Raw genomic sequence first — 22,545 nt, 5'->3', positions numbered from 1 at the left:
ATTTTTAAAATTGTTTGTCAATACCATAAATCTCTTTTTTCCCGTTGGCGTTTTTGCGTTTTTTAGCGAAACATTATGGGGTGATGATGTATACTTAACACGGCTTATTTGTTTGGCTTCCACACCCGTCAGGGAATAAATTCCCTGTCTCATAGCTCAAGTCCGTTAAAACGGACTAATGAATTTTCCTAGTATTTAGTCATCTTTTAGATGACTTTCGCTATTAGCAAGGAACTTGAGTTTCCTGCGGGATGAAGATTTTGCGTTAAGTTGACACCAATGAAGCTCTTGCTTTACCCCTACAAATCTAGGTTTTTCGTAATTTTGTAAAAGTCCATGTCTCAACCGTGTTTAATATAAATCAGGAAGACAGAGAATTTATTCCCTGTCTTCTAGCTAAAGTTCGTTTTAATTGAACAAGAAATTACCACCAAAGAGGTTGATATTCGCATTGGCGCTGGTAAATCCTGATGTCCCTGATAAGGTCACTAATAACTGACCAGTACCAAAACCAGTATTACCACCAATACCATCCCCAACTCGCACTAATGTAGAAGTACCTGATGTAATTACATCAAAATTGGCAATACCTGTAAAGTTCAATTTATCACCACCGACACCGCGCACAAATTGATAAACTGTATCTGTAGCATCACCAAGAACGTAATTAACGTTATCTACAACATTATCGTTTAAACCTAAATACAGGCTATCATTACCCAAACCACCAATTAAAGTATCTGCACCTGCATTACCAGTGAGGATATCATTTCCTAAACCACCTGTAAGAACGTTAGCTGCTGTATTACCTGTAATGCTGTTATTGAGGTCATTACCTGTACCGTTAATCGCTGTTGTTCCTTGTAAAGTCAGGTTTTCTAGGTTGGTGGTGAGGGTGTAAGTTACACTGCTGAAAACGGTATCAGTTCCTTGATTCAGATTTTCTGTAATGCTATCTGCTGTATTATCCACATAGTAGGAATCATTACCAGCGCCACCAATGAGGGTATCTGCACCAGCACCACCATTAAGAACGTTATTACCAGTGTTACCTGTAATGATATTATTCAGGTTATTACCTGTACCGTTAATAGCGGTTGTTCCGGTTAAGGTGAGGTTTTCTAAGTTGGCTTTTAATGTCCAAGTGATAGAAGATTCAACGGTATCAATACCACCATTTAAACCTTCAGCAATGTTATCGCCAATATTGTCTACGACAAAGGTATCATTTCCTTTACCACCGATTAAAAGGTCTGTACCTGTTCCCCCGTTCAAGTAGTCATTACCATCTCCACCGGTTAAATCATCGTTTCCTGTACCACCTTTAACCCAATCATTACCAGTAGTACCATCAAAGCTGACTGTACCTGTAAAGCTAGTTAAATCAAAGCGTTCAAATCCGAATACTGTTGTCCCAGGAATATCTAATTGATTGGTGGTGTTACTGGTATCTATGGAGATAATATCATTAACTGTTCCGCCGGTGATAATTAAAGTATCTGTGCCATTACCACCTTTGATGGTGTCGTTTTGTTGTAAATTGGCAAAGGTGCTGGTGATGGTGTCGTCTCCATCTTGAGCATCTATGATATCTTGTTGGGGTGTGGTGATGAAGCTTTCGTCTTCGTTAAGGTCAGTGACTCCAATAGTTAATTGTTTTTCAAAGGATAACCCACCTTGGTCTGTGGTTCTAACTCGAATGTTGTAACTGTTTTTGGTTTCGTAGTCAAATACAGAATTGGTTGTGAGTTGATTATTGGTAATAGCAAATAAACTATTATCAGTTGCACCTGTTCCTGTAACTAAGCTATAGGTGAAGCTGTTACCTGTATCTGGGTCGGTGCTGGTAAAACTGCCGATCGCTGTTCCTACTGCCAAGTTCTCAGTGATCGCGCTATTGGATAGGGTAAGGTCAGTTGGGGCTTGATTAATGGAAGGATTAGTAAACGTACTCACATCAATAATTTTTAGCCCCCCATCTCCGTCAGCAACATAGGCGTAATCTCCTATCACCCTCACATCAGCTACAGAGCCAGAGGTATCATAATTTCCTGCTAAAGTCGGATTAGTCGGATTACTAATGTTAATGATTTGTAGCCCATACATACCATCAGCAACATAAGCATAATTGCCCACTACAGATACACGGGTCGCATCCCCAGGTGTATTGTAAGTTCCTTTAAGGGTCGGAGCCGATGGGTTGCTAATATCAATAATTAAAAGTCCCTGGGTTTCACTAGCGACATAGGCATAGTTTCCGACAACTTCTATTCCTCTCTGACGATAACTACCACTACCCAAAAAATTGCTGATGAGGGTTGGAGTCGTTGGGTTGCTAATATTAACTATTTGTAATCCTGAGTAACCATTAGCAATATAGGCATAGTTACCAATGATTTGTACATCATAACCCTCACCAGCATAATTTCCTTTGATAGTAGGAGCCGTAGGATTGGTAATGTCAATGATTGATAGTCCTGAGTTAATGTTAGTCACATAAGCGTAATTACCGATTACCCGTAAAGCTGTAGTGCCGTAATATTGACCTGGAATAGCAAGCGTTGCTTTGGAGATGGGATTATTGGGATTGCTAATATCAAGAATTTTTAGCCCCTGATCCCAACTAGCAATATAAGCATAACTACCAACTACCTCTACGTCTTTTGCACTAAAACTTACATTGGGAGTAGAGTTGTAGGAGCCATAGTGACTTTTTAGTGCTGGGCTAGAAGGATTACTGATGTCAAAAATTTGTACTCCCGAAGAATTTTTGCCAACATAAGCATAATTATTCGATACCCATACCGTTACAGATTCCCCACTTGAGGTATCGTAAAATCCTTTTTTGACTGGAAAATCAGGATTACTAATATCAAAAATATTCAAGCCAGTCCCAGAGCCTGCATTATAAAGATTATTGCCAGAAACGTCTATGCCATCAGGCCAGCTAGATGCGTAATCACCTTTTTTGATTGGATTAAGAGGATTGCTGATATCGATAACCTGTCCTCTAGTATAAGCATAATTACCACTCACATTTATATTTTTTACCCAAAAAAAGTCATCAGGCTTGTATGTTGCTTTGAGAAGGGGGAGAGCAGGATTACTGATATCAATGATTTGTAGTCCCGATCTCCAATCACCGACATAGGCATAATTACCAGCTACCTGTAAACCCCAAGCAAGGTCAGGAGTATCGTAACTGCCTTTAAGGGTGGGAGCAGTGGGATTGCTGATGTCAATAATTTGTAGTCCTGATTGTTCATCGGCAACGTAAGCATGGTTGCCTATAACTTGTACCGCAGAAGCCGAACCAGAAGTATTGTAAGTTCCTTTGAGAGTAGGATTAGAAGGATTGGTAATATCAATGATTTGTAGTCCTGATTGTCCATCGGCAATGTAAGCATAGTTGCCTATAACTTGTACCGCAGAAGCTGAACCAGATGTATTGTAAGTTCCTGTAAGGGTAGGATTTGTGGGATTGCTGATGTCCAGAATTTGTAATCCAAAACCTGAAGCAGCAACATAAGCATAGTTTCCTACAATCTGTACATCCTTGGCGTAATACCCAGCACTATCCTGAGTTACAGTAAATTCATAAGTTCCAACAAAAACAGGGCTAGATAGGTTGCTAATGTCAATGACTTCTAAGTTGTCCCCCACTACATAAGCATAGTTGCCCACAATTGCGATCGCATTTGCTATCGTTAATCTGTCCCATTTACCCACCAGAGTTGCCGCTTGTTCAACCGTGATAGATTGCCCATCAATAGAAATCACCGCATAATCATTTTCCGCTTGAATACGAGCCAAATCAGACGCAGTTAAATTCACCCCGCGCACCAAAGCCGAAAATAATTCCCCCTCATCACCAGCACTATCCGAAGTATTGATGTGAGCATCCACAAAATGCCCATATTCTTCTAATATCACCGCTAATAAAGACTGCTGACTCGCCGTTGTCACAAACTGGCCTGATAAATAAATTTTATTCGTGCTAATTGCGTAAGCTCCATTGGCACTGCCCAAAACATCGCTACTTACCACCTCAATCGTGGGAAATTGGCTAAAATCACCCATCTGCCATTGAGAAAGAAACGACTCAGCCAAGACGCGATTATATTGACTACCAAAAGCCTCATCGAAACGCTGCCAAAAACTTTCTAACCCAGCAAAGGCAGTTAATTGCCCATAAACCGCCGTTAAAATCGTCGCAAATGGGGATGCAAATATACCCTGATAACGAGCTAAAGTGTCTGCACCAAACACCGGAGATTTCCCCTTCTTTTCAGGAATATTAACCTCTAACTCCCAATTTCCCCCTAAAGCTGCATTTCCCGTTTTTGTGGCTGACGCGCTAATGGTTGCGTTGGTAATCTCATGTAACTTTCTAATAAACTCTTCCCCAGCGTCCCCGGCAGCGACGTTACAGCCATAGAGTAAAATATTCTGACGTTGCCAGTGTTGTAACTGTTGGGTGTAATTGTGAATATTGGTTAAGTTTAATTGACTATTGCCTAAATACAAGCATCCCGGCGCACCGTGGGAAAGGATATGAATGGTGGTGATGTGGGGATGTTGTTGTAAAATTTGGCTAATTTGCTCAATTCCGTCTTGATTTCGGGAAAGAATCACCGTTTCTACACCCTCTACAACTCCTGTTTGTAGGGTCTGATAGTCGGAAACAGAAGAATCAATAAAAACAATAGTTGTCGCGGTTTGACGGAGAAAAGAGTTGCTAAACATATTTTTTTCCTTTGTACTTGGTAACTAAGCTTTTATACCCGCCCGGAACTGAAGTTCCGGTCTAATAGCTAAAGTGCGTTGAAACGCACTGTGATAACATCGAAATCAGAAATTATCCTATTTATCGAATAAGTACCGCCAAAATAGTCGGTTTTAAACGACTTGAGCTATTAGACAGGGAATTAATTCCCTGGCTCAAGTCTCTGATGACATCGAAATCAAAAATTATCCTATTTCTCGAATAAATACCGCCAAAATAGTCGGTTTTAACCGACTTGAGCTATTAGACAGGGAATTAATTCCCTGGCTTGAAGGTACTTGACACTGTTGAGCAGTGGTAAACCTTTACAAATTCTTATCCAAACAGGTTAAATATGTATATGATGGTAAGATGTGTTATTTATAAACACAACCGTGATCTTTCAGTTATAAATAATCTTTTCGTAACACATATTTGGACTGACGTATGTGACATATTCTAAATTCACAAAAAAACAACGAACTCTTGGCTTTGTAAAAAAGAAAAAAGAAAAGAAAAAAGATCCCCGACTTCTTTAAGAAGTCGGGGATCTAAATTTGTCTAAATTTGTGAGTTAAGATTTAGAAGTGTGCTTACCGACAACTTGGGATTTGAGGGTGGTAATTTCTTCAGATAACTCCTGTCTGCTAGAAGCTTTGAGTAAATAGCGATAAACAAACCACACAGAATAACCAATGCCAATTAATTCAAAGGTAGGTGCTACCAAAGGAACATCATTAAGAGCATCTAATACAGCCAATAGTACCTTAACTGTGATTACTCCTGTCACTACTAAGCCAATACTAACAATTGGCTGCTGATATTGACCAAAGAATTTACCTACATAGTCTGGTAATGTCCCCAAAAAACCAGAAATTCGTTGTCCATATTTCAGCCATTGTTCTTGAGACTGCATAGGAGGTTGAAGTTTGGTCAAATTCCCGGTTTGAGTGTTAATTTCGGGTATGGTTGTTTCTTTAGACTGGGTTTCTTTAAATTCTGGTTCTTGCATTTTTGTTTCCATGATTTTGAAAGTTGAGTTTCTTACCTAGATATTTACAACCAAAAGGCTGTTAACCGGCACTTTCCCTCGCTAATCAGAGTGAGAGATTAGAGATTATTGGTTTATCTTACATCTAGAGTTCTTCACAAGTGTCAGTAACCCAGCCCTAAAGGGACTGAGCTTGCAAGAGTAATCAAGCAAGCCGTACTGACCAGACCACCCTAAGCGTTGTCGAAGGGTAGCCGTTATTTGAGTCACGACACCCACCGAATGCGTTGCCAGTTCCCTGCTCTGTCGCTTGTGATTAAACAGTTCTAAGGTCACTGGAACAGTGTTGCAAGCCCAACAAGCTCTTATAACAGGTCAAGGCTAACATTACCCCAGAAATGGGAGTTGGTTTCCAGATTCCAATCAAAAATCTGGTTTCAATTTTAATATCCACAGCGGTTAAAACCGTGGTCAGTGAGCTTGCGATGCCCTGAGCCTGTCGAAGGTCGAACTGCTCGTGTCGTGGCTGGTGAGCTGCGTCGAACCATCCCTCTCAGGGCTAAAGCCACGCTCGTTTCCCACTTACCGGGTATTCTTATGATAAAACTTTACACAAAATCCAGTAACATGAAGTTGCTAGTTATGGAACAGGCAAGGATAAAACTAAATAATCTCATACTATATCAAATTTTCTCAAAGTTTAGCAATTTAAGTAAATTTTTATCATTTTTGCCCCATTATGCTGCTTTTGTTTGATTCTTTGTACTGAGTTCGACGTTGACAGAATAACCCGATAACAAATTGTCCTTTTCATCATTGTTGTAGTTTATGACCACAAATATTGATTTTCTTGCTCACCTTAATCCTAGTCAACGTCAAGCAGTCGAACACTACTGCGGACCATTGTTAGTGGTGGCTGGCGCTGGTTCAGGGAAAACCCGGGCGCTGACTTACCGCATTGCTAATTTGATTATTAAACATCGTGTTAATCCTGAAAATATCCTCGCGGTGACATTTACCAATAAAGCTGCTAGGGAAATGAAGGAAAGAATTCAAAGGATATTTACTGAACAATTAGCAATATCACAACATGGTAAAAAGTTTGATTTACTGACAGAATATGAACAAAGCTTACTAAAAACACAGGTTTACCGCACTACTATTAAAGATATGTGGTGTGGAACTTTTCACAGTTTATTCTCGCGGATTCTGCGCTGGGATATCGAAAAATATCAAGATGAAAAAGGTAGAAAATGGAATAAAAACTTTTCTATCTTTGATGAATCGGATGTCCAAAGTGTGATTAAAGAAATTGTCACCAAAGATTTGAATTTAGATAGTAAAAAATTTGAACCTAAATCTATTCGCTACGCTATTAGTAACGCCAAAAATCAAGGACTTTCTCCCCAACAATTTGAAAGTGAACAACCAGACTATCGGGGTAGAGTTATTACTGATGTTTATAATCGCTATCAAGATAAACTTGCCCAAAATAACGCTTTAGATTTTGATGATTTAATTTTAATTCCTACCCGATTATTTCAACAAAATGAGCAAGTTTTAGCTTATTGGCATCAAAAATTCTCTCATATTCTAGTTGATGAATATCAAGATACCAACCGGACTCAATATGATCTAATTCAGCTTTTGGTGACAAATGGAGAAACCCGTAAAAGTGAATGGAAATGGCAAAATCGCTCTGTGTTTGTGGTTGGTGATGCTGACCAGTCAATTTATAGTTTTAGAATGGCAGATTTTACCATTTTGCTAGAATTTCAGGAAAATTTTGGGGATGGTTTAGCAGATGATGATACTCGTTCTATGGTGAAATTAGAAGAAAATTATCGTTCATGTGAAAATATTCTCCAAGCGGCTAATGAATTAATTGAAAATAATACTCAACGGATTGATAAAATCCTCAAAGCCACAAGAGAACCAGGAGAAGGAATTTATTGTCATAAAGCTGATGAAGAAATGGCAGAAGCAGCTTTTGTGATTAACCAAATTAGAAATTTAGAACATCAACACCCGGAATTAAATTGGGGTAACTTTGCAATTTTATATCGAACAAATGCCCAATCTCGACCTTTTGAAGAATTATTAGTAAAATATCAAATTCCTTATACGGTTGTGGGAGGCATGAAATTTTACGATCGCAAAGAAATTAAAGATGCTGTGGCATATTTAAGGGCGATTAATAACCCAGCGGATACTGTCAGTTTATTACGAGTTATCAACACACCTCGGCGGGGAATTGGTAAATCTACTGTTGATGCTTTGGTGAATGCTTCCCAGCAATTAGGAACAACTTTATGGGAAATATTAAGTGATGAAACATCTGTAAATACTTTAGCAGGACGTTCGGCGAAAGCTGTGAATAATTTCGCCGCCATGATTCAAAATCGTCAAGAACAAATCAAAGTTGTTCCCGGTTCGGAAATTTTACAAGGGGTTTTAGAGGATTCTGGCTATATTAAGGAATTGCAAGATCAGGCTACAGATGAAGCTGATAATAGAATTAGTAACGTCAATGAATTATATAATGCTATGCTGCAATTTCAAGAAGAAAATGCTGGAGAAGATATTTCTTTACAGGCATTTTTGCAAAGTGCGGCTTTGAGTTCTGATTTAGATAATTTAAAAGAGGGACAAACAGCGGTTTCTTTAATGACTTTACACGCTTCTAAGGGGTTGGAGTTTCCTGTTGTCTTTTTGGTGGGATTAGAACAGGGACTTTTTCCGGGTTATCGTTCTTTACAAGATCCTTCATTGTTAGAAGAGGAACGGCGTTTGTGTTATGTGGGAATTACCCGCGCTCAAGAACGGTTGTTTCTATCTCATGCCAGAGAAAGACGTTTATATGGGTCTAGAGAACCGGCAATGCGATCGCAATTTCTCGATGAAATCCCCGCAGAACTATTAACCACCCAAAATAAAGTTACCCGGAGTTCGACTAAAACCACTTCTGCAACCACTAGTAAACAAACCACCCCCGGAATTTGGCAAGTAGGTGACAGAGTATTACATAAGTCCTTCGGACTTGGGGAAATTACCCACGTTTTCGGAGAAGGAAATAAAGTTTCTGTAGCGATTAAATTCCTGAGTTTAGGACAGAAAATCGTAGACCCCAGAGTAGCACAATTACAAAAAGTCTAACTTATCATAAAAACGTAGGGGCGCAGGGCCTGCGCCCATGATTAGGTTAGGTTAAGCGACAGCGAAACCCAACAAAATTCTTGATAATGTTGGGTTTCATTCCTCAATGTTGGATTTATAATGTTGGGTTTCGTTCCACAACCCCACCTACAAATTTTGTAACCATTGTTCTAAATCGGTAATGGAAGAAAAATCCAAAAGTGCTTCACCCAGCAATTCTAATTGGTCAATTGTTAAAGTCCGAATCGTGTCAATTAATGATGATTCAATTTCACCAATTCGCCGATTTAGTTGCCTGATAATTAGCTGTTGTTCTCGTTGTATACCCTGTTGTATTCCTTTTTGCTCACCCCGTTCCATTGCCAGTTCTTCGGTTGGACTAATAAAAGGCATTTTAGTTTCCTCCTCAAAATGTTTGATTTTAGCGACTAATCCTGCTTGTAACGTTTTAGGTAGGGTCATCATTTTATCAATGATTTTAAAGAGCTTAACAGTTTGTTCTTTTGTTAAACCGCGTTCATAAAGTCCGCGAATTAATGTCCATTTCCATTCTTCCCGTTCTGAAAAATTACCAGTAGTGGCTTTAGTTTTTAAATGCGCCATTACTATCATAGCAAAAGGATTAGGATTAGATTCTAATTCATGCCAACGCGATTCATAGTCCAGAAGTTTAGCAATGGGAAATTTGAGCCTCAATTCGCAATCTAACATGGCTTGATCATAACTGTTAGGTCGCCATGTAGGGCTTGTATCGCCTAAAATTGCCAAACCAACCACAAATTTATGATAAAGGTCAAAGGCTCGGTAATTATAAGTGTACATTCTTTCTTCAAAGTTAACATCATATTGACTCTGAATTTCAATATGAATTAAAATCCATATTTGTTGTTTATCCAACAACCAAACCTTATAAAGTTTATCTGCAATTCGTCTTTCGGTTTTTGCTGAAGCCGTAATTGCTTGCAGTTCTTTATCCAGAGATTCAGGTTTTTGTGTCCAATCAATTGCTTGATAAGCTAAAGGAAAGAAAAAGGATAAGAAGCTTTCAAAATATTCGTTTAATGCTTCTTTCCATGATTCGTCATAATTTGCTGTTACTTCACTCATTTTCTATTCAATTGTTTAATTATTTAGCTCTAGTAACAGCAGTAGTGGTTACTGGGTCAGTCTGTTGAGGTACTTTTCCAGATGAAGTTAAAATTGGAGGTAAAGTTCCAATTAAAGTCAAAACAACCTGACGATTAGAAGAAACAGAAGCAGTAAAACTGTTAACTCCATCTACTAACATAGAATCAGATGGACTACTACCACTAGATGGAATTAGCCGTCTATAAATTATATAATCACACGCCCAAATAGTGGTACTTGTATAAGTAGGAGGAGAACAATTAGCAGAAGTAGGAACTATATAGTATTCGTGGTTAGGAAATGCAGTATCACTAGGAATAGTTAAACGTAGCTTGCCTATAGCACCTGAAGGTTCTGGAGGTGATGTGTAAGTTGCCGGCACTGAAATACTATTTGCCATTCTCACCTCATTGCTAATATAATCCAAAGCCCGATTCAAATTAGCACGTCTGTCACTTTCCGATAATGCTTTACTATTTTGTTTCAACATAGCCACAATACCAATACCAGCTATAATCAAAACACCAGACATGATAGCTATTGCTACTAACAACTCTATCAAAGTAAATCCCTCATTGCCATTGAGAGAAAATTGAATAGTTTTATAATTTTGAAGATAAAATTGGATATTTTTTTTGATATTAAAAGTATTGTTTAACATATTTTTTAAGGTGTACAATTGGATGAATAAGTAGCACCACTACCCGTATATTTGCCAGTTGCAATTAATCCTAATGGTTGCGAGACAACCATACACTTTTTATCTCCAGTATTACTTTCATGCTGGAGTACGATTGTGATAGGGTTTGTGGCAGTTATTTGACCAAGATAATCAAAAGTTAAATTAGCCGTGTTAGAACCAGTAATGTTAACTAAACTAGTATTATTTGTAGATACTTGCATAGAAACGTTATATAGTTTGCCCGTACCTGTAGATAGACAGTTACCACTAGTGGTACTAATTTTTGGTGCTGGCTTTGGATCAGGTAATGTATCATAAGAAAACAAAAGCGCACAGTTTTGACCTCGACGAATAGCGCTTCTTTGTGCTTCTAGTAAAGCATTCTTAGCGCTAGTGAGATCCTGAGTAACTTTATTCCTGCGATTTAAAGCTGAAAAACTAGGAGCAGAAATAGCAGCTAGGATGCCGACAAAAAGCATAACCACGATTAATTCTAGTAAAGTAAATCCATCTTCACTGTAATGGGTGTTGTCATGATTCATATAGTATTACCTGGGTATAAGCTACTGCACTTAAAATGCCAATAATAAGGATCGTTAACGTTTTCATCAGAGTGAAACCCTGACTATTTTCATGGAGATGATCAGGTAACATTAGCTATCATTTCAGTAGGTTGGCGTTAAAAATTGTCTTTATAACAAAGGAACAGAGAAGAAGTTTTGGGCAACTTTACTTTTTGTTAATACTTCGGTTTTTTATCATCCACTTACTTAATTTACACTCTGACGCTGCCATGAATTAACATTGCCAAGATTTATCGTTTGAATACTACCAGAGGCAGGCTGGGAAATTTCTGATAAATCAGTCCATGAAACCGCAGACTGATTAATATTTCCATTCCCAGTAGCAGTAAAACTTTTTGTCCACAAAGAACCAGAAACGTTACCATTTCCCGTTAATCTTGTGGCTATAAAAGGTGCAAATATGAAAGCGGAGGATGAACCATTACCCGTGAGATTTACTTCTTCGGTCCCAGTGCCATACATATAAAATTTAAAATACTTTGGGTTGTAAGTTGCACCGTTACCCGTCAATGTTAAACTCGCATTTAGTCCCGTATAAAAAATAACTTTTGTTGTTAGTCCCCCTGCACATACAGTTGGAGCAACAAGACCGTTACCACTCAGATTAAGATCAGCATCGGCATAAATTATTATTGTTTCGTTACAAGCACCACGTGAAGATCCAAAAGTTATACTGGCATTTCCACTTAAGTTAATGGAATTGCTACCGCTTGCGCCTATACGATATATGTATGTTGAATTTTGCGGTACTGTGGCACTAAATGCTACTCCATTGCTATTGATATCACCCGTACCAGGAAGTGTTAGAGTGCCATTATTACGATTAATTCCAGTGGAAATATTGTTAACATTCGATGTCGGAGGCGTATATTGGTTACCATTAGGTAGATCCGGAAATGCCTGATTGGACTGGATGAGTGTACCCTTTGGATTAGCAGTATTAGGATCACCATCATCCACAGTTCCTATCCTAGTATAGTTTCCACTGGCATCCTTGGTCTGAGGAAAAGCAGTAGTACCTGTACCACCACAACTAGCATCCTGAACATTTGCATTTGCTATGGCATTACCACCACTAAAACTAAAACTATTTGCCCATAATCCAGCCGGTGCTGTACCTGTATTCGTAACCGTATTTGGAGTTGTAGTGGATGATACAGGAATACTGACTACAAGCTTGGTGGTGGCTGGATTAGCGTCATTTTGCTTAACTCGACCTAGAACCGTCAGTGTGCCAACTCCTGGTGCAGTAGGAGGATTGGTTGCTACACCACTAGGTGTATATTGGTAGCTAACAAGCTGGTATTGTCCTTTACCTACATCACTTGCGTCTATATTTTGCCATCCAGTCCCAGTAGCTATTTGTACTTGAGAGGTATTTATGTTCGTAGTGTTGCTATTGCTAACACTACCACAGCCACTACTACTGCTACTGCTACTGCTACTGCTACTAGATGATAAAACGGTCTGCCAACTCGTATTAGGGTAAACAGCAATATTCTTATTTTGGCTAATTATACCCTGGTAACGAGTAATACCTGTCTCTGCTGCTGCCAACGCTCTAGATACCGTTTTTTGAGATGATGCACTTACCGCATCACCCTGAGATCTCATAATCATCGTCAGAGCAATTATGAGCATGACTAACCCAAATCCCACAGCAATGGGCATAACAAAACCCTCTTCGCCCGATAGATGGACAAGAGTAATCTTGAGTCTTTGGTTCATCAGTTTTTTATTCATCATCTTTACCTCCTAAGTATTAATTGAGTTTTAATTTTTTTATTCATAGCGACTTGAAACCTCTGTAAAGACGTTCCATGACTAGGGATTCTCGTTTCTACAATCTTTTTTGGAGATGCCCATATGAATACAGATTAATATACTTAACATTGATAAAACGCACTAGGAATAACCTCGGCATATATTGATGCCACTTTGACGTTACTGTTGCTTTGAGGAGTCACAGTGTAGGACAGTGCCAGAACTTCGTAACGAGGAGTAGCTGTAAACGGAGAACTTTTAACCTCAGAACTCCGAGTAACGGTGTATGCTTTTCCACCGATATATTTTGTAAATGGAGATGAAGGCAAACCCTGTTGTAAATCCTGTTGTAGGTAATAAGCAAAGCCAGCATTAGCGGATGTGGCTGTACATTTGCTGACCGCAGTGACACCTGCATTGGCGGACTGATCGGTACCAAGATTAGCTGTGAGGGTAAGTAAATTTCCACTAATACTTTGAATCGTATAGGTCGTTGTATCTGTTCCGATTTTGACCTGATCGTTATTTGCTAATCCAACAGCGGATTCCAACACAACTTCTTTTTGTTGAGCAGCAGCATTAGCTGATAAGATGGATAAATTCGCTGCCTTATCTCTGACTGCTTCTAGATCCGCTTGAATCCAAGTAATACCACTAGAGTATGCTTTTGCCTTACTTTTAAAGAGCGCAGCAGTCACTAATCCCATCAGTGCTACATTCACGAAAGCAGTAATTACTACAATGGCAACCAGCACTTCTAAAAGTGTGAATCCCTGCTGTGACTTTTGAGGGTTTTTTTCCCAGGATAATCGTTTAAAAAGTTTCATCATAATGCACCTCTTGTTACTGCCAGGAATTCACAGGAGCAATCTGTAGCGACAGGCAAATTGATTGTTACCAAACAAATTGCATTACAGTTAAGTTTTTACGCCCACAAATTGCACCATGATTATTTTCTACAATTGGAAAAAATAAAATTTGATAATATCTTAGAACTAATACTAAGCAGCCTAAAAGACAGAATGATTATTTGAATCATTGAGCCACATAAAATATTGGTTCAGCACAGTTTCACCCAGACACAACCTCACCTTCTGATTGCGTAAATTGCCAGGAAGAGATCAAGAATGGGTTTAAATTTTAGTCGCACCTAATAGGGAATCACTATAGTCCATTGATGTCAACTTAAGTCAGAAATAGCTTATGTGTTTTCTTCCACACCCGCCCAGAAACGAATTTCCGGGCTAATAACCAAAGTAAACTAAAGTTTACTAAACAATTTAAAAAATTTTCTAGTTATTCAGTCATCTTCAGATGACTTTCGCTATGAGACTGGGAATTCATTCCCCGTCGGACTATGGGTTTTACGTTAAGTTTACACCAGTGACTATAGCCATAGTATATCATAGCTTTTGATGGTGATACTGATGAAACTACTGAATCTCATGAAAATTTAGGAAAAATTCATTTTCTGAACCCTGAATCAGAATTTACAGTTAGATATACTAAACACGTTTGGGACATGGACTTTTACGAAATTACGAAAAACCTAGATTTGTAGGGATAAAGCAAAAGCTGATATGTATCAACTTAACGTAAAACCCATAGCCCGCAAGATTGGATTATCTTTTGTGTGGAGTTCTCCCAAACAATCTGTTGAGAAGAGCTTTTTAAGTATATTCACGTATGTAGTCAGGGGCTACATCGAAGTATTATGCTAATTTAATTACTTTTAAAGCAGCAATCTCCAACCATGTTTTCATTATAAACATTGAATTATAAAAATATTATAGACAATTGATTTTTTTTTATACAATTAAGATTAGATCCAATTAATTAGGTCATTAACCTAACTTACCATCATGCCTTCTTCCTCAACTATCACTAGGAAATATACAGGTGGTGTCAGCGGCATCTCCAACAACAACACCACACTTGCATTTGCAACCGGGAATTATCTAATCACTGCTACAGGCACTACTAACGGCATCTTGAACAGCGGCACTATTCAATTTAACAGTGGTAACGATAAAATCACCGCGACAGGTGGTAGTTACGGCATCTTGAACAGTGGCACTATTCAATTCGGCGATGGTAACGATAGTGTCACTGCTACAGGTAGTTACGGCATCTTGAACAGTGGCACTATTCAATTCGGCAATGGTAACAATAAAATCACTGCTACAGGTAGTATTTACGGCATCTTGAACAGTGGCACTATTCAATTCGGCAATGGTAACAATAAAATCACCGCTACAGGCAGTAGTTCCTACGGCATCTTGAACAGTGGCACTATTCAATTCGGCACTGGTAACGATAACATCACTGCTACGGGTAGTCTTGGTCTATTAAACAACGGCAGCATTCAATTTGGTACTGGTAACGATAGTATAACGGCTAAGGGTAGTAGTTCCTACGGCATTGAGAACTATGGCACTATTCAATTCAGTGGTGGTAACGATAGTATAACTGCTATAAGTAGTAGTTCCTACGGCATCTTGAACAGTGGCACTATTCAATTTGACAATGGTAGCTCTAGTAGTGTTGATAACATCACTGCTACAGGCATTACTTATGGCATCTTCAACGACAACGGCGGTATTCAATTCAGTAATGGTAACGGTAACATCATCGCTACAGGTGGTAGTTACGGCATCGGGAACTATGGCGCTGCTAGTCGTTTCACCAGCGGCGGCAGTATTCAATTCGGCAATGGTAACGATAACATCACTGCGACAGGTGGTAGTTACGGCATTGACAACTATGGCATTATTGAACTAGGCAATGGTAACAATACCATCACCGCTACAGGTGGTAGTTACAGCGTCTCGAACAGTACTACTCAATCTTCAAGTGGTAGCTCTAGTAATACTAGAGGTTGTGACGACGACAATAGCCGAAGTCAAGGTTGTAGTGGTAGCTCTACCAGAGGTCGTGACGACGACGACGACAGCCGTACTGGTCAAGGTTGCGATGATGATAGCTCTAATAACAGTAGCTCTAATAACGTTACTACTACATTTACTATTACAGGCAATGGTGCTGGCATCCAAAACAGCGGCACTATTCAATCCGGTAGTGGTAACGATATCATTACTGCTATCGGTGGTCTTTACGGCATCCAGAACAGCGGTAGTATTCTACTAGGCGATGGTAACAATACCATCACTGCGACAGGTGGTAGCTACAGCGTCTCGACCCGCACTACTCAATCTTCAAATAGTAGCTCTAGCGGAGGTTGTGACGACGACCACGAAGACGACGACCACGATTACAGCCGGAATAGTCAATCTTCAAGTGGTAGATATAGCTCTTCCAGCGGTCGTAACAACGACGATAGCCGCAGTGGTCAAGGTTGCAATGATAGCTCTTCCAGAGATTGTGACGACGACAACCGGAACAGTCAATCTTCAAATAGTAGCTCTAATAAAGTTACTACTACTACCGTTACTACTACAGGCGATGGTGTTGGCATTGGCATCCAGAACGCGAACACTGGCACTATTCAATTTGGCATTGGTGACGATAGTATAACGGCTAAAGGTGGTCTTTACGGCATCCAGAACAGCGGCACTATTGACCTTAGCGATGGTAAGAATACTATCACTGCTACAGGTGGTACTTACAGCGTCTCGACCAGCACTACTCAATCTTCAAATAGTAGCTCTAATAGCTCTAGCGGAGGTCGTGACGACGATTACGAAGACGACGACCACGATTACAGCCGGAATAGTCAATCTTCAAGTGGTAGATATAGCTCTAGCAACGGTCGCGACGACGACAGCCGCAGTGGTCAAGGTTGTAATGATAGCTCTGATGAAGGTAGCTCCAATAACGTTACTACTACTACCGTTACTACTGGCAATGGTGTTGGTATTGGCATCCAGAACGCGAACACTGGCACTATTCAATTCGGCATTGGTAGCGATAACATCACTGCTACAGGTGGTCTTTACGGCATCGAGAACAAGGGTAATATTAACCTCGGCAGTGGTGACGATAGTATCACTGCTACAGGTGGTACTCAAGGCATCTATAACGATGGTACTATTAACCTCGGCGATGGTAACGATAGTATTACTGCTATAAATGGATTCTCCGGTAGTGGTTATGTTCTTTTAGGAGCCGGTAACGACGTTGTATCGGGTTTTGGTACGGGATACTTTGTTGGTGGGGACGGTGTGGACACCTTGAAATTATCTAGTGGTAGCTATACTCTTGGTTCTACAACTGTTAATAATGAGAATTTTGTGACAGTTACGCAAGGTGCTACAACTATGAATGTATTTGGTTTTACTAACTTAATCGTTGGCAACCAATCCTATTCTTTTAGTAGTCTATCTAGCACTCAAGTAATAACTGCGTAGTATAAATTCTTTAGCAAAAATTCCTTTCTGAATACCGTCAAACCACGCAATTTATTATGTCAGGATTTTGCGAAGTTTGGCGATTTTTTATGCTGAAGTTCCCCTTGCTATCCTACTGCTAATGCTGGGTTTCACTGCGTTCGACTCAACCTTGTATCTTAGAGGAAGTGGGTGCGATTCGTTGTTAGCTGAATCACGGTAATCAGTCCGTACATAAGCCAACCAACCTAATCCAATCATGGAAAGAGGTTGAACTCTCGGTCGGATATGGGTGTAAGTCCCATCTACCAGACTCAGGTATGACTCCCTATCTGCCCACGATGACCCGACTCGGTATCGGGAGGTCGAAGCTGGAAGACGCAATCAGACATCAGTTGTGGGGTGACACTTGGCGTTAACGGGGAGTTCCTACGGTGAAACAGAGCCTAGAAAAGCAACCTACTCTAAAGCAGGACACAACTCAAAATCCTTGACTTAACTGGAATTAATTCCCGCCGCATCTCCGCTTGATAGCGGCAAGAGTCTAGGGATTCCAGTGGTTGAAGTGGCTACACCTAACGGAACGATCAATCAACCGAGGGAACGAATAAAAACGGATTGAGGGTCTAGGGGAGGTCGAACCCCATAAGTAGGCTAGACGAGCAGCGGAATCCCCTCAATTCGGGTAGGACAGACCGTAATTGGTCTGAGGTGTTCAGAATACACAGATTGGAACAGAGCATGATTAGACACAGAGACAACTCTAGTGAATCCTGGAAGACGTTACCGTGGAAGAAATTCCGCCGTAACCTATTCCGCCTACAAAAACGCGTGTATAAAGCGGTTCAAGTTGGCGACAAGCGCAAAGCAAAGTCACTACAAAAGCTGATTCTGAAATCAACCGCAGCGAGATTACTGGCTATCCGTCAAGTAACACAGCTAAATACTGGAAAAAAGACAGCGGGAATAGACGGGAAAACCGCGCTCACATTCGAGCAAAGGTTTCAACTGAGTGAAAAGCTCAGAACCGAATGTAACGGCTGGAAACACCAGGGGTTGCGTGAAATACCCATCCCTAAAAAGGATGGAAAAACCCGGATTCTCAAAGTCCCCACTATTGCGGATAGGGCGTATCAATGCCTTGTCAAATACGCACTAGAACCAGCACACGAAGCAACCTTCCACGCTAGGAGCTACGGTTTCAGAACGGGACGCTCGGCACATGACGCGCAAAAATACTTGTTTGACAACCTACGCTCATTTTGCAATGGAAAAGATAAACGAGTTATAGAACTCGATATTGAAAAATGCTTCGACAGGATAAACCACACCGCCATAATGGATAGACTCATCGCTCCTTATAGCATAAGACAGGGAATTTTCCGATGTCTCAAAGCCGGAGTTAATCCAGAGTTTCCCGAACAGGGAACACCGCAGGGCGGGGTAGTGAGTCCACTATTAGCTAACATCGCCTTAAACGGGATTGAAAGTATTCATAGATATCATGGGGTATCTAACAGAAGAATCACCGACAAAACCCCCAGGAAAGATATTACCGAGCCAACAATTCGCTATGCGGATGACATGGTAATAATACTCCGACCCCAGGACGATGCCACAGATATACTTGACAAAATCAGTCAGTTCCTAGCAGAGCGGGGAATGAAAGTCAGCGAGAAAAAGACAAAGCTAACCGCCGCGACAGATGGGTTTGATTTCCTCGGCTGGCATTTCAAAGTCCAGAATAACGGAAAGTTTAGATGTGTCCCTTCAGTGGATAACTACAAAGCTTTTCGCAAGAAAGTAAAACACATCGTCAACAACTCGAATTATGGTGCTACCACAAAGGCTGAGAAATTAGCCCCAGTAGTTAGAGGTTGGAGGAATTATCACCGCTTTTGCAAGATGGACGGTTCACGTAACTCATTATTCCACATCGAAACAAGAGCATTTAGGGTATTCAACAGGGAAACGAAACAGAATCGCTACACTAGCAAGAAATTACTAGATAAGGCATTCCCATCAGTTCCCTACTCCGAAAACAAACACATCAATGTTAAAGGTGAAAAATCGCCTTATGACGGAGATTTAACTTATTGGAGCGAACGTAACAGTAAGCTCTATGACAGTCATACCTCTAAAGCCCTCAAACGGCAAAACCATAAATGTGGACATTGTGGATTAAAAATGCTTAGTGATGAAAAGGTACATCTGCATCATGTTGATGGAAACCACGAAAACTGGAAAATAAAGAACCTTTTAGCCATTCACGAAAGCTGCCACGATTATATTCACATGAGCAAAAGCGAAAGCTAAGAACATCGGAAGCTGGGTGCGGTGAAAGTCGCACGCCCAGATTTAACAGAGAGGGGCGCGGGATAATACCCGTCCTCGACTCTACCTAGAAATTGCTAAGTTACGGTTATTTTTAAGTTTGGTTGCTTCTGCGAAAACTGTTGATGATTTAGAACCTTTACCTAATGTTGATTTTAACATTATGGCAGGTAATTCTTTAATTGGTTTGATTCGGGTTGATGATAAACGTTTTGATATTGTGGGAAACCCTGATATTTTACAACAATTAAAAGCGCAGGATTATCAAACTATTTTAAATGAGAAAAATGAAAGTATTAAGATGTATAAGGAACACGCTTTTATTGCGGGAAAAGTTGAAGATACGGAACAAGAAGATCGTTTACAATTTTTGAGACATCATATTAATGATGTTAACCGGGAATCTTTGGTTAAGTTAAATCAATTGTTGTTAGATGAGTTTGGGAATTTAAAGATTAAATATGAGGAAGTGCAGTTAAAGGGGAAAGCTAGTAAACGGGTTTTAAATATTGCTGATATGGAAGCATTAAAACCTTTTCATTGGGGTTATCATTTTGATCAAATTATTGCTAGGGGTGGTTTTGATATTATTTTGGGTAATCCTCCTTGGGAGATTTTTAAACCACAAGCTAAGGAGTTTTTTGCGGAATATAGTGATTTAGTAACTAAGAATAAGATGGATATTAAGACTTTTGAGAAGGAACAAAAGCAGTTATTAGCAAATCCTGAAGTTGCTGCTGCTTGGTTACAGTATCAAAGTCAATATCCTCATGTGAGTTTATATTTTAGAAGTGCTGAACAATATCTTAATCAGATTTCTGTGGTTAATGGGAAAAAACAGGGAACTGATATTAATTTATATAAGTTGTTTGTGGAACAATGTTTGAATTTACTTTCTCAACATGGTGAATGCGGTTTAGTGATTCCTAGCGGGATTTATACAGATTTGGGAACTAAGCAACTCCGAGAAATGTTGTTTTCGCAAACTAAGATCACTGGTTTATTCTGTTTTGAAAATAAAAAGGCTATTTTTGAAGGAGTACACAAAAGTTTTAAGTTTGTGGTTTTGACTTTTCAAAATCTTGTAGGGGCGAATGGCCATTCGCCCCTACCATTACAGGGTACAATATCATTTCCTGCTAAGTTTATGCGTCATGATGTGGGAGAGTTAAATAGTTTTCCTGATCATGATTGTATTCATATTTCTGTGGATTTAATTAAACAGTTATCTCCTGATTCTATTTCGGTAATGGAATTTAAATCTGATTTAGATATTGTCATAGCTGAAAAGATGAGTCGGTTTCCTTTGTTGGGTGAAGAAATTCAGGATAAATGGAATTTAAAGTTAACTGCTGAATTTCACATGACTAATGATAGTCATTTATTTAAAACTGAAGCAGGGAATGGAAGATTACCTTTATATGAAGGGAAAATGATTCATCAATTTACCCATAAGTTTGCTGAACCTCGATACTGGATAGACGAAGAGGAAGGAAGAAAAGCGGTATTAGGTAAATATGGTGTTGATCAGGGGCAAATGTTAGATTATCAGCGTTATAGATTAGGGTTTAGATCAGCAGGGGAAAATACAAATATTAGAAATTTAATTGTTAGCATTTTACCAAAAAATGTATGTTGTGGAAATTCTTTAATCTTATCTAATAGTTGCTGCAATAATTCAGAATTGTTATTAATTTGTGGATTATTGAATAGCTTTGTGATTGATTATGAAGTTAGACTAAAAATATCCCGTAATATGAATATGTTCTATGTTTATCAATTACCCGTACCCAGATTAACAGAAAAAGACCCATATTTTCAAGAAATAGTAGAACGTGCAGCCAAACTAATCTGTACAACACCAGAATATGATGAATTAGCGAGAGAAGTTGGTTTAGGAAGTCATAAAAACGGAGTTACAGACGAGAGAGAAAGAGGGAAAATCCGCGCCGAATTAGATGGAATAATTGCCCATTTATATGGGTTAACAGAAGGGGAATTTAGTCATATATTGAGTACCTTTCCCATTGTTGCAGAAACCGTGAAAGATGCAGCTTTAAATGCTTATCGGGATTTGGTTTAACCACCAAGATCCCCGACTTCTTTAAGAAGTCGGGGATCTGACTCTTGGATTGCTATATAATAATCACACAATTAATTAATAGAAATTAGTTATGTTATGCGTCGAGATACAATCTTTTACAAACTATTCCAACAATTTCCATCTTTATTGTTTCAATTACTAAGATGAATTGGGGGATATTCATCAATTACCAACATGGGTAGGAGTGATGATATTAACCACTTTAGAAGAAAGTCAAGCACCAGAAGCAGCTAGGTATTTATTAACAAAAACTAAGGAAGAAATACCATCATCATCAAATAGCGTCATAATAGAAATGATCACAACTATCATGATGTACAAGTTTGAAAATCTCAACCGTCAAGAGGTAGAATCTATGTTAGGAATCACACTCAAACAAACACGAGTTTATCAAGAAATTAAAGAAGAAGGCCGGGAACAAGGAAAAGAAGAAGGAAGGAAAGAAGGACGAGAAGAAGGACTAGAAGAAGCAACTTTTAATTTAGTCATGCGACTGTTGAGTAAGCGGTTTGGTAAAATATCGCCGAAAATACGCGGTTCTGTTGCTGGTTTATCCTTACATATTTTAGAAGATTTGAGTGAAGCATTATTAGATTTTAATAATGTGGAGGATTTACTTGCTTGGTTAGCAAAAGTTGAAGATTAAGATATAATATCCCCGACTTCTATCATCAATTTATCATTTATTCAC

11 protein-coding genes and 2 pseudogenes are annotated in these 22,545 nt (G+C 39.3%); 6 read left to right on the top strand and 7 right to left on the bottom strand.

Annotation, left to right across the window (positions count from 1 at the left end; translation table 11 throughout):
• Window positions 1-408 precede the first annotated feature (408 nt).
• Window positions 409-4,746, bottom strand: coding sequence for a DUF4347 domain-containing protein (locus AA650_RS02880; protein WP_053537889.1), 4,338 nt, complete (start codon window positions 4,744-4,746; stop codon window positions 409-411).
• A 593-nt stretch (window positions 4,747-5,339) separates the two neighbouring features.
• Window positions 5,340-5,777 carry a CAAD domain-containing protein gene (locus AA650_RS02875; RefSeq protein WP_039200902.1) on the bottom strand — a complete coding sequence of 146 codons (438 nt, stop codon included), beginning with the start codon at window positions 5,775-5,777 and terminating at the stop codon, window positions 5,340-5,342.
• A gap of 807 nt (window positions 5,778-6,584) precedes the next feature.
• On the opposite strand from AA650_RS02875, the gene pcrA reads away from it, so the two are divergent.
• Complete coding sequence (gene pcrA / locus AA650_RS02870) at window positions 6,585-8,912, top strand: DNA helicase PcrA (RefSeq protein ID WP_053537888.1); 2,328 nt, start codon at window positions 6,585-6,587, stop codon at window positions 8,910-8,912.
• 147 nt (window positions 8,913-9,059) lie between these two features.
• Here the strand turns inward: pcrA and AA650_RS02865 are convergent, their stop codons facing one another.
• The 5 genes from AA650_RS02865 to AA650_RS02845 all read right to left on the bottom strand — a co-directional run bounded on the left by AA650_RS02865 (window position 9,060) and on the right by AA650_RS02845 (window position 13,900).
• Window positions 9,060-10,019 (bottom strand): DUF4351 domain-containing protein, encoded by a 960-nt coding sequence (locus AA650_RS02865; protein ID WP_053537887.1) that lies wholly within the window; start codon window positions 10,017-10,019, stop codon window positions 9,060-9,062.
• A 19-nt stretch (window positions 10,020-10,038) separates the two neighbouring features.
• Window positions 10,039-10,701, bottom strand: coding sequence for a prepilin-type N-terminal cleavage/methylation domain-containing protein (locus AA650_RS02860; protein WP_053537886.1), 663 nt, complete (start codon window positions 10,699-10,701; stop codon window positions 10,039-10,041).
• Window positions 10,702-10,706: 5 nt separating this feature from the next.
• A complete protein-coding gene (locus tag AA650_RS02855) occupies window positions 10,707-11,264 on the bottom strand; it encodes a type II secretion system protein (protein ID WP_053537885.1) in 558 nt (185 codons plus the stop codon).
• Between the two features lie 228 nt (window positions 11,265-11,492).
• Window positions 11,493-13,052: a DUF7305 domain-containing protein gene (locus AA650_RS02850; protein WP_199924366.1), complete on the bottom strand. Its 1,560-nt coding sequence runs from the start codon at window positions 13,050-13,052 to the stop codon at window positions 11,493-11,495.
• A 140-nt stretch (window positions 13,053-13,192) separates the two neighbouring features.
• Window positions 13,193-13,900, bottom strand: coding sequence for a type IV pilus modification PilV family protein (locus tag AA650_RS02845; protein ID WP_081424119.1), 708 nt, complete (start codon window positions 13,898-13,900; stop codon window positions 13,193-13,195).
• A 1,032-nt stretch (window positions 13,901-14,932) separates the two neighbouring features.
• Here AA650_RS02845 and AA650_RS02835 point away from each other — a divergent pair.
• The 5 genes and pseudogenes from AA650_RS02835 to AA650_RS02820 form a co-directional block, all read left to right on the top strand.
• On the top strand, window positions 14,933-17,437 hold the full coding sequence (locus AA650_RS02835; protein ID WP_199924365.1) for a beta strand repeat-containing protein: 2,505 nt from the start codon (window positions 14,933-14,935) through the stop codon (window positions 17,435-17,437).
• 720 nt (window positions 17,438-18,157) lie between these two features.
• On the top strand, window positions 18,158-19,732 hold the full coding sequence (locus AA650_RS02830; RefSeq protein WP_053537880.1) for a group II intron reverse transcriptase/maturase: 1,575 nt from the start codon (window positions 18,158-18,160) through the stop codon (window positions 19,730-19,732).
• A gap of 88 nt (window positions 19,733-19,820) precedes the next feature.
• A pseudogene (locus AA650_RS02825) lies at window positions 19,821-21,833 on the top strand (Eco57I restriction-modification methylase domain-containing protein); the annotation flags it as partial.
• 96 nt (window positions 21,834-21,929) lie between these two features.
• Window positions 21,930-22,001, top strand: a complete 72-nt coding sequence (locus tag AA650_RS29400) for a DUF2887 domain-containing protein (RefSeq protein WP_442853958.1) — start codon at window positions 21,930-21,932, stop codon at window positions 21,999-22,001.
• Window positions 21,997-22,500, top strand: a pseudogene (locus AA650_RS02820) (DUF4351 domain-containing protein); the annotation flags it as partial. The gene AA650_RS29400 and the pseudogene AA650_RS02820, both read left to right, overlap by 5 nt.
• Between the last annotated feature and the right edge of the window lie 45 nt (window positions 22,501-22,545).

Origin of the sequence: Anabaena sp. WA102, from assembly GCF_001277295.1 — a bacterium.
In the GTDB taxonomy this organism is placed as follows: Bacteria; Cyanobacteriota; Cyanobacteriia; order Cyanobacteriales; family Nostocaceae; genus Dolichospermum; species Dolichospermum heterosporum.
The sequence above is the reverse complement of the archived record's forward strand: the minus strand, read 5'-3'. Positions and strand labels throughout refer to the sequence as shown.